Source organism: Achromobacter sp. (assembly GCF_032102605.1).
Classification (GTDB): Bacteria; Pseudomonadota; Gammaproteobacteria; order Burkholderiales; family Burkholderiaceae_B; genus Achromobacter.
This window is the reverse complement of sequence record NZ_DAMDGT010000010.1, coordinates 115,369-129,943: the sequence shown is the minus strand read 5'-3', so window position 1 is coordinate 129,943 and position 14,575 is coordinate 115,369. Positions and strand designations below refer to the sequence as shown.

At 64.7% G+C, this 14,575-nt stretch carries 10 protein-coding genes; 3 read left to right on the top strand and 7 right to left on the bottom strand.

The window, feature by feature from the left end; all coding sequences use genetic code 11:
• Window positions 1–10: 10 nt before the first annotated feature.
• From RT614_RS21735 to RT614_RS21725, 3 genes are all read right to left on the bottom strand, one after another.
• Window positions 11–1,426, bottom strand: a complete 1,416-nt coding sequence (locus RT614_RS21735) for an efflux transporter outer membrane subunit (protein WP_313624197.1) — start codon at window positions 1,424–1,426, stop codon at window positions 11–13.
• Window positions 1,427–1,520: 94 nt separating this feature from the next.
• Entirely contained in the window at window positions 1,521–2,036 is a 516-nt protein-coding gene (locus RT614_RS21730) for a MarR family transcriptional regulator (RefSeq protein ID WP_313624196.1), read from the bottom strand.
• A gap of 31 nt (window positions 2,037–2,067) precedes the next feature.
• Window positions 2,068–2,964, bottom strand: coding sequence for a DMT family transporter (locus RT614_RS21725; protein WP_313624195.1), 897 nt, complete (start codon window positions 2,962–2,964; stop codon window positions 2,068–2,070).
• Between the two features lie 83 nt (window positions 2,965–3,047).
• Here RT614_RS21725 and RT614_RS21720 point away from each other — a divergent pair, with 83 nt between their 5' ends.
• Window positions 3,048–4,025, top strand: a complete 978-nt coding sequence (locus tag RT614_RS21720) for a DMT family transporter (RefSeq protein ID WP_313624194.1) — start codon at window positions 3,048–3,050, stop codon at window positions 4,023–4,025.
• 51 nt (window positions 4,026–4,076) lie between these two features.
• Window positions 4,077–5,066, top strand: a complete 990-nt coding sequence (locus tag RT614_RS21715; RefSeq protein ID WP_313624193.1) for a quinone oxidoreductase — start codon at window positions 4,077–4,079, stop codon at window positions 5,064–5,066.
• A 141-nt stretch (window positions 5,067–5,207) separates the two neighbouring features.
• Here RT614_RS21715 and RT614_RS21710 read toward each other — a convergent pair whose 3' ends face one another.
• Both RT614_RS21710 and glnE read right to left on the bottom strand, forming a co-directional pair.
• On the bottom strand, window positions 5,208–5,882 hold the full coding sequence (locus RT614_RS21710; RefSeq protein ID WP_313624192.1) for an epoxyqueuosine reductase QueH: 675 nt from the start codon (window positions 5,880–5,882) through the stop codon (window positions 5,208–5,210).
• Between the two features lie 108 nt (window positions 5,883–5,990).
• Window positions 5,991–8,768, bottom strand: a complete 2,778-nt coding sequence (glnE, locus tag RT614_RS21705; protein WP_313624191.1) for a bifunctional [glutamate--ammonia ligase]-adenylyl-L-tyrosine phosphorylase/[glutamate--ammonia-ligase] adenylyltransferase — start codon at window positions 8,766–8,768, stop codon at window positions 5,991–5,993.
• A 102-nt stretch (window positions 8,769–8,870) separates the two neighbouring features.
• Between glnE and RT614_RS21700 the strand changes: the two genes are divergently transcribed.
• Window positions 8,871–12,506, top strand: coding sequence for a YhdP family protein (locus RT614_RS21700; RefSeq protein ID WP_313624190.1), 3,636 nt, complete (start codon window positions 8,871–8,873; stop codon window positions 12,504–12,506).
• A 140-nt stretch (window positions 12,507–12,646) separates the two neighbouring features.
• Here RT614_RS21700 and rho read toward each other — a convergent pair whose 3' ends face one another.
• Together rho and trxA are read right to left on the bottom strand one after the other, a co-directional pair.
• Window positions 12,647–13,906 carry a transcription termination factor Rho gene (gene rho, locus RT614_RS21695; RefSeq protein WP_043541410.1) on the bottom strand — a complete coding sequence of 420 codons (1,260 nt, stop codon included), beginning with the start codon at window positions 13,904–13,906 and terminating at the stop codon, window positions 12,647–12,649.
• Between the two features lie 117 nt (window positions 13,907–14,023).
• The gene (gene trxA / locus RT614_RS21690) at window positions 14,024–14,350 is read right to left on the bottom strand and encodes a thioredoxin TrxA (RefSeq protein ID WP_313624189.1); all 327 of its coding nucleotides are present in this window, start codon (window positions 14,348–14,350) and stop codon (window positions 14,024–14,026) included.
• Between the last annotated feature and the right edge of the window lie 225 nt (window positions 14,351–14,575).

Below are 14,575 nucleotides of genomic sequence, written 5' to 3'. Positions count from 1 at the left end.
CCGGGATCGTTCAATGAATGGAATTCGGGGCGGCTTCAGCCTGCGGGGCGTAACCCCCGCCCAGCGCGGTGGCCAGGTCGGCGTCAAGCTGATAGGCGCGGATGCGCAGGTCCGTGTCCAGGCGAGCCTGCGCGAGGACGCCGGTTTGCGCGATCAGCACGGTGATGTAATTGCCCATGCCCGCCTTGTAGCGATTGACGGCCAGCGCGTAGGCGGCCTCGATGGCTTCGCGGGCCTGGCGCTGCTGGGCCTTTTCCTGGTCGAGCAGCCGCAGTCCGTCCAGCGCATCGGCGACCTGGTGCGCGGCGTCCAGGACCGCCTGGTTGTAGTCAGACACCGCAAGGTCCGCATCGGCGCGGCGGCCCGCCAGGTTGGCATTGAGCTCACCGCCATGGAAGATGGGCAGCGTGACGGCCGGGCCGAAGCCGGCCATGCGGGCGTCGGCGCCCAGCAGATTGCCGGTGCCCATGGCCTGGAAGCCGACGAACGCGACCAGGTTCACGTTGGGATAGAACTCGGCCTTGGCGGTGTCGATGGCGTGTTCGGCAGCCTGGGCGCGCCAGCGTGCCGCGGTGACGTCCGGCCGGTGTCCCAGGAGGTCCAGCGGAACGCTGGAGGGCAGGGCGCCCGCGGGCGCGGTCAGCGCCACAGGCGCCAGGCTCTGCCCACGCTGCGGCCCCGCGCCGGCCAGAGCGGCGACCTGGTTGCGCAATTGCGCCAGCGTCGTTTCGGTCTGGGTCAATTCCACCTTGCCCGAAGCCAGCGACGATTCAGCCTGTTTGACCTCGACCTGGGTGTCCAGTCCCGCGGCGTAGCGGCCTTGGGTCAATGAGAGGACTTCGGCGCGCTGTTCGATGACGCGGTTCAGCACGTCGCGCTGCGCGAAGGCGTTCTGCAGGTTCAAGTAGGCACGCACGGTGGCGCTGGCCAGCATGTTGCGCGCGGCCTGGGCGTCCGCGGCGGCGGCCTCCTGCTGCGACACTGCAGATTGCAGGCGCGAGCGGTTCTTGCCCCAGAAGTCCAGCTCATAGCTGAAATCCAACGCCAGGCGATTGTCGCTGACGATCGAACCGCCCAGTGGCGCAGGGTAGATGTAGTCCTTGGACAGGTGCTCGCGGGTCAGCGCATAGTTCGCATCAACGCGCGGCAGCAAGGGCGCGCGCGCCACGCCGACGGCGGCGTTGGCCTTGGCCAGGCGCGCTTGCGCGGCGCTCAGGGATGGGCTGTTGGCCAGCGCTTCGGCCATCAAGGCATCGAGCTGCGAGTCGCCGTAGCGTTCCCACCATTGCGTGGCGGGCCATTCAACGGTCGGGCCGGTCAGTCCAAGCTTGGCCGCATCCAGCGCCGCGACGGGTTGCGGCGCCGGATCCATCAGTGCGCAGCCGCCCAGGGCCAGCACCAATACGGTAGATAAGAGGCGTTTCATCCTGACTGTTTGCTGAAAGTAATTGATTAATCTGTATTTGACTAGGCAGTGATTATGCCAAATAAAAACCCCGGTTTTGGCGCGGGGTTTTGCGTCAACGCTCGGCAGGGGCGCCAGACGCGGATCCGTTGGCGATCATCCGGCGCATGAAATGCATGAGCTGGGTGACTTCGTCGGTGGAGAACCCGCGCAGGTGGTGATTCAGCGCCCGGGCGATATTCGCGGGGATCTGGCGGGCCTTGGCCTCGCCCAGTTCGGTGAGTTCGATCTTGACCACCCGGCGGTCTTCCTGGCTGCGGTTGCGCCGAAGCAGACCCTTGGCTTCCAGTCGATCCAGCGCGCGGGTCATCGCGCCGGTGTCCATGTCGTTGAGTCTTGCGAGTTCGGCCGGGGTGTCGGCACGGCCGAGGAACACCATGGCCAGCGGGCGCCATTGCATGGCCGTGAGGTCGAGCGGCGCCATTTCCTGGTCAAGCATTCGCGTGAGGGAGTGGTAGACCAGCTTGATCAGGTAGCCGGCGTTGTCCTCTGCCATGCAGCGGGTGTCGTTGCGGTAGTGGACGGGAGCACCGGGGGTTTCGGGCGTGGGCAGGGAAGGCGCGTCATTCATGCCCGAAATTTTACTGCCTAGTCAGTTATTGTCAAGGCTGTATCTTTGATGCCTGGTCGGATGCCGACGTCGCCGGCGTCTGCTTGCGCAGGCCCGACCAGACGATGGCGGAGACGATCAAGGCGGCGCCTGCCAGCATGCGCGGGGTGGGCTGCTGGCTGAACAGCACCCAGGCAAAGGCGATGGCGTAAACGGGTTCCAGGGCGATCACCAGACCGGCGCTGCGCGCGTTCAATCGGGTAAGGCTGGAGACAAACAGGAAATGCGACAGGCCCGTGCAGAAAACGCCAAGCAGCGCCAGCCAGAACCAGTCCAGCGCGGGCAGGGCCGGCAACTGACCAATGGCGAAGGGCACCATGACCAGCGCGACCACGACGTTTTGCCAGCAGGCCACCTGCATCGGATCCATGCCGGAGGCCGACCGGCGGTTGCTGAGGGCAAGCAAAGCGAAGCTCAGGCCGGACAGCAAGCCCCAGGCCAGGCCGATCGTGCCCTGGTTGGCCAGGTCGAATGAAGGCGTGACCAGCATCAGGCCGGCAGTGACCAGGCCCAACAGCAGCCATTCGGCCAGACGGACCCGTTCCCGGAAGATAAGGCCTTCGAACAGCGTGATGAAGGCCGGGAAACTGGCGAAGCCGAGGGTCGCGATGGCAATGCCGCCCACCTTGACGGAGATGAAGAAGGTGACCCAGTGGGCGGCGAGCAGTACGCCAGCGACCACCAGCACGAAGAGCTGAGCGGGCGTGAGCGCACCGAGCAGCGGCTTGCGGCGCATGCGTGCAAAGATGCCCAGGGCCACGACCGCGAATGCCGCCCGTCCCAACGTGATGACCGCGGCGCTGGCCTGGATCAGTTCACCGAAGACACCGGTCAGGCCGAACAGCACGGCGGCAATATGGATATAGGTGAGGGCGCGTTGTCGGGTCATGCGTTGTGGGGTCATGCTTTGCGAACGGCTGAATGCGTGAGAGAAGCGTGCAAATATTTTTGCGGTGAATTTAAAATCATCGCATGAATCGTATTGCCAAGCTTACGGCGGTCCCGATGGCCTCCAGCCGCGCCGCCGGAATCGCCATGGCGGTGATTGGCGCGATCCTCTTTTCCGCCAAAGCCATCGTCGTCAAATTCACCTACCGCTACGGTATCGATGCCGTCACGCTGATCGCCTTCCGCATGCTGTTCGCCATGCCGTTTTTCGCGGCGGTGGCGTGGCATCAGTCTCGACGCGCGGCGCGCGGCGAGATCGTCGTCATGACCACCAAGGAGCGCCTGCAGGTTTGCGTGCTGGGGCTCCTGGGCTATTACCTGTCCAGCTTTCTGGATTTCCTGGGGCTGCGTTACATCACCGCCAGCCTGGAACGCCTGATCCTGTTCCTTTCGCCGTCACTGGTCGTGCTGTTGTCCGCGCTCTGGTTCAAGCGGCCGATCGAGCGGCGCCAATGGCTGGCCATGGTGCTGTCGTATGCCGGCGTGGTGCTGGTGTTTGCGCACGATCTGTCATTTGGCGGGGGCGGCGAGGTCCTGTTAGGGTCTTTGTTCGTTTTCGGCTCCGCCGCAAGCTATTCTGTGTACCTCATCTGTTCCGGAGAACTGATCAAGCGTATCGGCCCGACGCGCCTGGTGGCGTATGCCATGCTGGTGTCGTGCGTGGCCTGCATCATTCAGTTCTTCGTCGTGCATCCGCCTTCGATGCTGATTCAGCCCCGGGCGGTCTACGGTTATTCCATCATTCATGCGACCCTCAACACCGTGGTGCCGGTATTCATGCTGATGTGGGCGGTGTCGTTAATCGGCGCGCCGACGGCGTCGCTGCTGGGCATGGTGGGGCCGGTGTCGGTGTTGTTTCTGGCGTCATGGTTTCTGGATGAACCGATCACGGTTTGGCAGATGGCCGGAACGGTATTGGTGCTGGCAGGTGTGTTCGCCCTGATGGGGGGCGGCGCGGGCCGCAGGCCCGCCGAACCGAAAGATTCGCAGTCCCCGCGGTGAAGTCTGCATTTCCAGGTCAATTCGCGTTATTTCCAATGAAAGGAGGCCAGCATGGCCAGCAATCTCGTCAAGGCAATTCGTATCGAGCAGCACGGTGGTCCCGAAGTCCTGAAGCTGGTTGAGGTGGAAGTTCCGCCGCCGGCCGCCAACGAAGTCACGATCGAGCAGCACGCCGCCGGTCTGAATTTCATCGATATCTATTTCCGCACGGGCTTGTATCCGCATCCGCTGCCGCATGGCCTGGGCTTTGAAGGCGCCGGCGTGGTGACCGCCGTGGGCGCCGACGTCAAGCACCTAAAGAAAGGCGATCGCGTGGCCTACGGCCAAAGCCCCATCGGTGCTTACGCCAAGGCGCGCAACGTGCCGGCGGCGCAGGTCGTGAAGGTTCCCAAGGGCATCGCGTTCGACGAAGCCGCTGCGTTGATGCTGAAGGGCCTGACGGTGCAGTACCTGTTCCGCCAGACCTATCGCCTGCAGGGCGGCGAAACGATCCTGTTCCATGCCGCGGCCGGCGGCGTCGGGCTGATCGCCTGCCAATGGGCCAAAGCGCTGGGCGTGAAGCTCATCGGCACGGTCTCCAGCCCCGAAAAGGCGGAACTGGCGCGCGCCAACGGCGCCTGGGAAACCATCGACTATTCGCGCGAAAACGTCGCCGAGCGTGTGCTGGAACTGACGGGCGGCAAGAAGGTGCCGGTGGTGTATGACGGCGTGGGCAAGGACACCTGGGAAACGTCGCTGGACTGCATCGAGCCGCGCGGCCTGATGGTCAGCTTTGGCAATGCGTCCGGCCCGGTGGCCGGCGTCAATCTTGCGACGTTGAACCAGAAGGGCAGCCTGTACGTTACGCGTCCGTCGCTGGGCGTCCACGTCAATACGCTGGAAAAGCTGCAGGCCGCTTCCGAAGAGCTGTTCGACCTGGTGCTGAAGAAGAAGATTAAGGTTCGCATCGACCAGCGCTACACACTGGAGCAGGCCGGCGAAGCGCAGACCGCGTTGGCTTCGCGCAAGACCACCGGCGCCACCGTGCTGCTGCTGGACTGATATCGCATGAAGTGTTGCGGCGCCCCATGGGGCGCCGCAGCGGGCCTGGAGGACGACGCATTGCGTCGAAATCCAGGCCTTTTTCTTGCCGGCACGTCGAGCCCGAACGGGCAGGGCGTCCGAAGGCAGCTCAACCGGCCATCAGAGCTGTTCCTCGTTGATGAGGTCTTCCTTGCCGTAGAACTTGACGCCGATGTGGATGCGGTCGCGGCCTTGCGAGCGGCGGTGCCGGTTGGTGTCGCGCAGCGAATAGACGCAGCCGCAATACTCCTGCTGATAGAAGTTCTCGCGCTTGCTGATTTCGATCATGCGGGCCGAGCCCCCGCCCTTGCGCCAGTTGTAGGTCCAGTAGACCAGGTCGTCGTAGCGCGCGGCCGCGCGTTCGCCGCAGCCGTTGATCTGGTTCATGTCCTTCCAGCGCGAGATCCCGAGCGAACTGGTGATGGTGTCGAAACCATGCTCGTGGGCGTAGAGGGCGGTGCGTTCGAAGCGCATGTCGAAGCAGGCGGTGCAGCGTTCGCCGCGCTCCGGAGCATCTTCCATGCCCTTCACACGATCGAACCAGTTGTCCATGTCGTAGTCGGCGTCGATGAATTCGATGCCGTGCTGCTCCGCGAAGCGGATGTTCTCCTGCTTGCGGATTTCGTACTCTTTGACCGGATGGATGTTCGGGTTGTAGAAGTAGATGGAATAGTCGATGCCGGAAGCCGTCATGGCTTCCATGACTTCGCCGGAACAGGGCGCGCAGCACGAATGCATCAGCACCTTGCTGCGGCCGACGGGCAGGTCGAGTTTGGGGCGGACGAGTTCAGACATGGCTAGCAGGCAAAAGCGGAAAAACCCTTATTTTACGACGAGTTGCCGTGCGCGACCCGGTTCCGCCGGCAGCCGGGCGCAACTGCCCTGCCAACCGGCTGCGGGACGTCACCCCAACACCGCCGTCCAGAGCTCCCTGACCGCGGTCCGCTCCTCCGGCAATTGCTCGGGCGCCACGCGCGCCTTTTCCACGCCCTGCAAGCGCAATTGATGCTGGACGCGCCGCAGCGTGCGATAGGCGTTGCCCGAGCGGGCCGCCAGTTCCGGAGCAATCAGGCCGGCTTCGCCCGCCAACCGCAACAGCGCGATGTTGCCCAGGTTGCGCACCAGCACGGGATGCGTGCCGGCATGGCAGAGCACCAGGTATTGCGTGACGAACTCCACGTCGACCATGCCGCCGCGGTCGTGCTTCAGATCGAAGCGGCCGCTGGTGTTGGGATGACCGGCATTGATCTTCTCGCGCATCGCCAGCACTTCTTCACGCAGCGCCGCGGCGTCGCGCGGCAGCACCAGGATGTCTTCGCGGATCTGCTCGAAGCGCGCACCCACGCGGGCATCGCCGGCGGCGAATCGCGCCCGCGTCAGCGCCTGGTGTTCCCAGGCCCAGGCGTGCTTGTGCTGGTATTGCTCGAATGCCTCCACCGACACGGCCAGCAGCCCGGCGTCGCCGTCCGGCCGCAGGCGCAGGTCTATCTCGTAGAGCCGGCCGGAGGACGTCATCGTGGACAGCCAGGACGTCATGCGCCGGCCCAGCTTGGCATAGACTTCGGCGGCGTCTTCGCGCGGGTCGTCGAACAGGAAAACCAGGTCCAGGTCGGACGCGTAGCCCAGTTCCTTGCCACCCAGTTTGCCGTAGGCGATGACGGCGAATCGCGGTTCGGCGCCGGGAACCTTGTTCACCAGCGGCCATGCGCGGCGTATGGTCTCGGTCAGGAGCATGTCCGCCAGCGCCGACAGCTGGTCCGCCAGCTTTTCAACCGTAAGCTCGCCCTCGAGATCCTGCGCCAGTAGCTGGAAGCTGGCCTGGCGCTGCACGTCGCGCATCAGATTCATCTGGCGTTCGATGTCGGGGTCGCCATCCGGCAGACGGCAGGCGTCCAGGTCCGCCGTCAATTGTCTGCCGAGCTGGGTGATGTCCAGCGGCTCGAACAGGGTCCGCCAATCGATCAGGCTGTCGAGCAACAATGGATGCTGCGTCAGGTATTGCGCGGCCCAGGGGCTGGCGGCCACCATGCGCGCCACGCGCGCAAGCGTGTCCGGATACTCGGCCAGCAGCGCCAGATAGGCGCTGCGTTGCGCGATCTTTTCGATCAGGTCGAAGAGACGGACAGCGGCTTCGAGGGGCGCGGGCGTCTGCAACGCCGCGCGCAAAGCGGCCGGAAGCAGGACATCCATGCGCCGGCGGCTGCTTTCCGGCAGGCTGCGCACGCGGTGGCTTCCCGTCAGGGTCTCGGCACGGCGCAGCAGGTCCTGTGCGTCGTCGCCGAATGCCTGGCGGATCTGGCCGGTCAGTTCGCTTTCGCTGTCGGACTCTTCCTGGGCCGGGGAGGCATCGGCGCCGTTTGCCGCGGGCGCTGTGTCTTCTTCACCCATGCCCATGATGCGGAACACGTTGCGGAAGGTCTGCGATACGAATGCGCGATGGCTGGCCAGTGTCTGTTCGAAGTCTTCGGGAGTCGCGCCCAGCGCCGCGGCCAGCGCCGCGCGCTGGGCCGGGTCGCCCGGCAGCAGGTGGGTTTGCTCGTCTTCACGGTACTGCAAAGCGTGCTCCGTGCGGCGCAGGAATCGATACGCCTCTTCCAGTCGGCTCGCGTCTTCCTCGGGCACCAGGCCGGCCAGGCGTTCGGCGTGCAGCGCTTCCAGCAGGCCACGCTTTTGCAGGGCAGGCATGCGGCCGCCGCGTATCAGTTGGGCCAGTTGCACCACGAACTCGATTTCGCGGATGCCGCCGTCACCAAGCTTGATGTTGTTCGCGCTGTCGATGCCGGTTCGCGCGGAGGCGCGCCGCTGCCAGTCCTGGCGGATGCGTTCGCGCAGCGCGCGCAGCGCGGCCAATGCGTCGAAATCGAAATACTTGCGATAGACGAAGGGAACGCGCAGGCTTTCCAGCTGCCTGGCCTGCGGGGCGCTGTCGCTGTCTTCGAAGGCCTGCGCGGGCATCAGTCTGGCTTTGAGCCAGGCGTATCGCTCCCATTCGCGTCCCTGGCCGATCAGGTAATGTTCCAGCGCGTCCAGGCTCCAGGCGAGCGGGCCCGAGTCGCCGTCGGGGCGCAGGCGCAGGTCGGTGCGAAACACTTGCCCGTGGGCGTCCACCTCGGACAGGACCGGCATCATGCGGCGTGTCAGGCGGCCATAGAATTCGTGATGGCTGATGCGGCGCGGGCCGTCGGTTTCGCCTTCCTCGCCGTACAGCATGATCAGGTCGATGTCGGAAGACACGTTCAGCTCGCAGCCGCCCAGCTTGCCCATGCCCACGATCAGCATTTCCTGCGGCTTGCCGGTGGCAGGATCGCGCGGCACGCCATGCACCGACGCCAGGTCGGCGGCCACGCTGCGATACGCAGCGGCCACCGCCATGTCCGCCAGGGTGGTCATCGCCCCGACGACTTCCTCGAGCTCGGCTTGCCCGGAAAGATCCCGCACGATGAGAACGCTGAAGACGCGTTCACGCAGTTTGCGCAGCACCATGCGGCACACGTCCACCGGCAGGATGCCGCCCGCGGCGGGGCCGGCGAGTTCGGTCTGCCACTGTTCCATCAGCGCCGGTGTGACCGGCTGTTGCACGGCTTCAGTCAGCCAGGCGGCCAGATCGGGATGGGCGTCGAGGCGGCGGCGCAGATGGCCGGACCAGGCGAGGGCGGGGGCAAGCGGGGACGGGTTGGACATGGTACGAGTCTGGCAGACGGATGGACGTGTTTCAGGTATAAGTGGGGACGATACTGCAAGACATCTCCTCCTGCCCACCGATCCGTGTCTGTTCCAAAAAAAGTGCTCCGCTGCCTGTTCTGGGCCGCGCTGACCGTATATGGCGTTGTCGCCATCGGGTTTCTGGGCGTGCGCTACTGGGTCCTCCCGCGGGTAGACCAGTGGCGCCCTCAGATAGAAGCCTACGCCAGTCAGGCGTTGGGCGCCCGAGTTACGATCGGAGCGATCCGCGCGAATTGGCAAGGGCTCAATCCCAGGCTTGATCTAGCCTCCGTCCAGGTCTATGACGACGAGGCGGACCCCGTGCTGACTCTGCCGTCCGTATCCGCTGTCGTGGCGTGGCGCAGCCTGCTCGCGCTGTCGCCCACGCTCGTCCGCCTGCGACTCGACAAGCCGGAACTGACGCTGCGCCGCGACGCGGCCAATCACCTGTGGGTTGCGGGTCAGGACATCGACCTGAACGCCAGCGATCACTCGTCCGACCTGGATCATCCGGGATTGCGCTGGTTGGCGGCCCAGCGTGAACTGCTGGTGCGCGACGCCACGCTGCGCTGGCAGGACGATCTGCGCAAGGCGCCTGAGTTGAAACTGGATGGCGTCAATTTCCTGGTGCGCAATGGCAAGCTGTCCCATCGGTTCGTGTTGCAGGCATCTGCCGGCGCGGCGCTTGCGCCCAAGCTGGAACTGCGAGGCGAGTTCAACCGCAGCCTGTTTGCCGCCGACGCGAAGAACCCGTCCATCTGGAGCGGCCAGCTATTTGCGCAATTCGATGACCTCGAACCGCTGGCATGGTCGCCGTGGGTCGACGTGCCCGCGATCCGGGGCCGCCTTGCTGCTCGCGCGTGGTGGCAACTGGACCATGGCAAGTTCACCAAGCTGACCAGCGACGTCGCGGCACGCGGCGTGGCATGGGCGGAGGCGTCGGATGGGCCGGCGTTTCATGCGGGCTCGGCGCAATTGCACATTTCCGCGCTGCCCGGCGATTTCGTGCGCATCGACGGCGTGCCATTGGGGCGCAGCACCGGCGCGGCCGACATGGCCGTCAAAGGCGCCGTGCGTCAATTGAGCGTGACGCTGCCGGGCGTGTTTGAAGCGCCCACGCTGCAGGTGAACGATCTGGAGCTCGACGCCCAGGTCAAGGGGCCGGACGCCAAGGACTGGTTCGTGGACATCGCCCAGCTGCGTGTGGCCAATGAAGACCTGGACGTGCGCATGCAAGGGCAATGGCGGCGGGAAGGCAAGACCGCGGCAGGCAGCGCCGATTTGCGCGGCACGATGGTGCGGGGCGCCATGCCGTCCATCCATCGGTATCTGCCGCTGGAGGTCAACGCAGACGCTCGCGAATGGCTGGCCTATGGTCTGCCCGCCGGCGAAATGCGTTCGGCTGCCATCACGCTCAAGGGCGACCTGGACGACTTCCCCTTCGGTGCGCCCGGCGCCACCGGCGAGTTCGTCATTGCAGGCGCTTATTCCGGCGCCAAGGTCGACTATGCGCCCGCGCGGCAACACCGCAAGGGTTGGCCGATGCTGGAAAACCTGTCGGGCAACTTTCGCATCGACAAGGCAAGCCTGGCGCTGGACAGCGCAGGCGGAGGCCTGGCGCAGACGGGCCCGGGGCAGACGGTCACCCTGGGGGCGGTGAAGGCCGTCATTCCAGACATGGAGCACGATTCGCAACTGCGGGTCACTGGCGAAACCGCGGGGCCCGTGTCGGCGTATCTGGCCCTGGCCGCCAATTCGCCGCTGGGCGAACTGCTGGACGGCGCGCTGGACGAGGCGCACGGCACGGGCGACTGGCGCATGCCGCTCGATCTGGACGTTCCGCTGCTCAATACCGACGATACGCGGGTGCAGGGGCATATCCGGTTCTCGGACAATTCGTTCACGTTCATGCCCGAGGTGCCCGTGTTCAGCCAGATGCACGGCGATCTGGAATTTTCCGAGAAGGGCGTGCAAACGAAGGGCATCCGGGCGCAGTTCCTGGGCGGACCCGTGAACATCCACGGTGCGCTTGCACAGAGTTCCGACGTGCTTCGATTTGACGGCACACTGACGGGCGCCGGGCTGTCGCAATTGAGTCGCGCCCCAACGATGTCGCGCTTTTCGGGCAGGGCCGCCTACAAGGGCAGGCTCGGTTACCAGAAGGGCGGCGCCGTCGACATCTCGGCGGAATCCGACCTCGTCGGCATGGCGATCGACATGCCCGCGCCGGCCGGCAAGCCCGCCAATGCCTCGCAATTGCTGAAGCTGCAATGGGGGCCGGCGCAGGATCGGGGCGCCAGGAACCGGCGCTGGCTGACGGCAAGCCTGGGCGACGGCGTGAACGCGCTATTTGAGCGGGACCCCGCCGATTCCGCCCCTTCGTATTTCGCGCGGGGCGCGCTGGGCATCGGCCGCCCCGCCAGCCTGCCTGACCGGGGATTGAGCTTGAACGCCAGCCTGCCGGAATTGGATATGGACGGCTGGGAAACCGTCTCCGACGGATTCAGCGTGCCGACCGCCCGGGGCAAGGCTGCCGCCAAGCCCGTCCTGCCGCAGCCGGAGCGCATCAGCCTGGCGGCTGGCGTTCTGCGCGCCAGCGGCTTCACCTTTAACGACCTGACGCTTTATGCCACGCGGCCCGCCCCTTCGCGGTGGCGCGTTGAACTGGATTCCCGCCAGGTGGCCGGCACGCTGGAGTGGCGCGAAGCCTCGGGCGCGATCGCCGGACAGATCACCGCCCGCCTGAAGCACTTGTCCTTCGGCGCCGAAGGCGACACCAACGAAGCCGACAAGGCCTTGGCGTCCGGCAACGACCTGGAGGACATCCCGGCGATCGATCTGCAGGCCAAGCAGTTTTTCCTGTATGGCAAGAACCTGGGCGAGCTTCAGGTGATTGGCACCAACCTCGAGCGCGGCCGTCAGTGGCGGTTGGACAAGCTTTCCATCGCCAATGATTCCTCCGCCTTGAACGCCACCGGCAACTGGACCCTTGAAGGGCCCGGGCGCGGTCTGACCGTCGACGCAGCCCTCAAGCTCGAGGACATTGGCCAGTTCATGAACCGCATCGGCTTCGAAAACGTCGTGTCGGGCGGCAAGGGCAATGTCCAGGGCAAGGCCACCTGGCGCAATCTGCCCTGGACGCACAACATTGCCGACGTGACGGGCGATGTGGTCGTCAGCCTGGATAACGGGCGCTTCATGCACGTGAACTCCCGGACGGCCCGTCTGCTGGAGCTGCTGTCGCTGCAATCGCTGCAGCGGCTGGCGCGCCTGGATGTGAATCCCACGAACCTGTTGCGCGACGGATTCCCGTTTGACACCATCCGCGGAAATGTAAAGATCGCGGACGGCGTGTTGAACACCGAAGGCTACAAGATCAACGGACCCGTGGCCGCCATCGTGCTGGCCGGCGGGGTGAACCTGGTCAAAGAGCGCTGGGACATGAAGGCGGTGGTCATTCCCAACCTTGACGCCAGCGGCGCCGCCGTGGTGACGGCGTTGGCGGTCAATCCGCTGATCGGCCTGGGCGCCTTTGTCACGCAGTGGCTGCTGAAGCAGCCGCTGGCGCGGGCCATGACCATGCAATATGCGGTGACGGGCAGCTGGGACGATCCGCGCATCGAGCCCATCGACGCTTCGGGCAACGAACTTGGCAAAGAGACGCCGCGGCCCGCGGATTCGACGCCGCGCCGGATCCCGGAATTCATCGAGCATTGATCCCGGGCGGCGAGCAATCGACGGGTTGTCCGGCTGCCGCGCGTCGGAGCGATGCGCGATGCGAGACGCGGGCGTGTATCGATCCAGCCCAGAAAATAACCGCCCTGACGGGCGGTTATTTTCTGGGCGGAAGACCCTGCTTACTTCTTCTTCATCATGTCGAAGAATTCGGCGTTGGTCTTGGTGGCGCGCATCTTGTCCAGGATGAATTCCATCGATTGGACTTCGTCCATGTCGTGGATGAACTTGCGCAGCACCCAGACCTTCTGGAGCAGGTCGGGGGCGATTAACAGCTCTTCGCGACGGGTGCCCGACTTGTTCAGGTTGATGGACGGATAGACGCGCTTTTCGGCCAGGCGGCGCTCGAGGTGGACTTCGGAGTTGCCGGTGCCCTTGAATTCTTCATAGATGACTTCATCCATGCGGCTGCCGGTTTCGATCAGCGCCGTGCCCAGGATGGTCAGCGAGCCGCCTTCTTCCAGGTTGCGGGCTGCGCCGAAGAAGCGCTTGGGGCGCTGCAGGGCGTTGGCGTCGACGCCGCCGGTCAGCACCTTGCCGGAGGCCGGCACGACCGTGTTGTAGGCGCGGGCCAGACGGGTGATCGAGTCCAGCAGGATCACGACGTCCTTCTTCATTTCGACCAGGCGCTTGGCCTTTTCGATGACCATTTCGGCCACTTGCACGTGACGCGTGGCGGGTTCGTCGAAGGTGGATGCCACGACTTCGCCGCGCACCGTGCGCTGCATTTCGGTCACTTCCTCGGGGCGTTCGTCGACCAGCAGGACGATCATGACCGCGTCGGGGTAGTTGGTGGTGATGGCGTGGGCGATGTGCTGCATCATCACCGTCTTGCCGGACTTGGGGCTGGCGACAATCAGGCCACGCTGGCCCATGCCGATCGGGGCGAAGACGTCCAGGATGCGGCCCGTCAGGTTTTCTTCGCTCTTGATGTCGCGTTCAAGGCGGATGACGCGATTCGGATGCAGCGGCGTCAGGTTTTCGAACATGATGCGATGCTTGATCGCCTCGGGCGCCACGCCGTTGACCTTGTCCACCTTCACCAGGGCGAAATAGCGTTCGCCGTCCTTGGGGGTGCGCACTTCGCCTTCGATGGAGTCGCCGGTATGCAGGTTGAAGCGGCGGATCTGCGAAGGAGAAATGTAGATGTCGTCGGTGCTGGCCAGATACGAGGTTTCCGGCGAACGCAGGAAACCGAAGCCGTCGGGCAGGACTTCGAGAACGCCGTCGCCGAAGATCTGCTCGCCTTGCTTGGCGCGTCGCTTCATGATGGCGAACATCAGTTCCTGCTTGCGCAGGCGGTTGGCGTTCTCGATTTCCAGGCCAGCGGCCATTTCGAGCAGCTGCGAGACGTGCAGCGCCTTCAGTTCGTTGAGGTGCATCGCGGTGAGTGTTGGGGGAAAAGTAGAGGAGGGTTCTGGCGGCGCGCCACGGACGGGCTCGCGCGGTACTGAATGAGCGCCGCCTCGCGGGCGGCGCCTTCGTTTACAGCACGCGATTTACAACGCGCCGTCCAGGAATGCGGTAAGTTGCGACTTCGACAGCGCGCCAACTTTGGTGGCGGCGGCTTGGCCGTCTTTAAAGAGCATAAGGGTGGGGATGCCGCGGATGCCGTACTTGGTGGCGGTGCCCTGGTTTTCGTCCACGTTGAGCTTCGCGACGGTCAGGCGGCCGGCGTACTCGGTGGCGACTTCTTCCAGGATCGGGGCAATCATCTTGCAGGGGCCACACCAGGCAGCCCAGTAGTCCACCAGCACCGGCTGGCCGGATTTCAACACATCGGCATCGAAGCTCGCGTCACTGACGTTCTTGATTTGGTCGCTCATGATGGTGATTCTCGGTTCGGCAGCAAAAGGCGCGTGGAAGACGCGCCTTGCAGTTGTTCTTGTTTGTGGAATGGCCTAAAGCATACCACTGTCAATAACAACAGGCATACCACTGTTAATAACAACAGGGTTTGCTGGATTTGTGTAGGATGTCGCGGCGCAGTTGTCGTGTTCCGGGCCGTCCAACCCCGGGACGCCGGCTGTGACTGTCATCATCCTACCGAA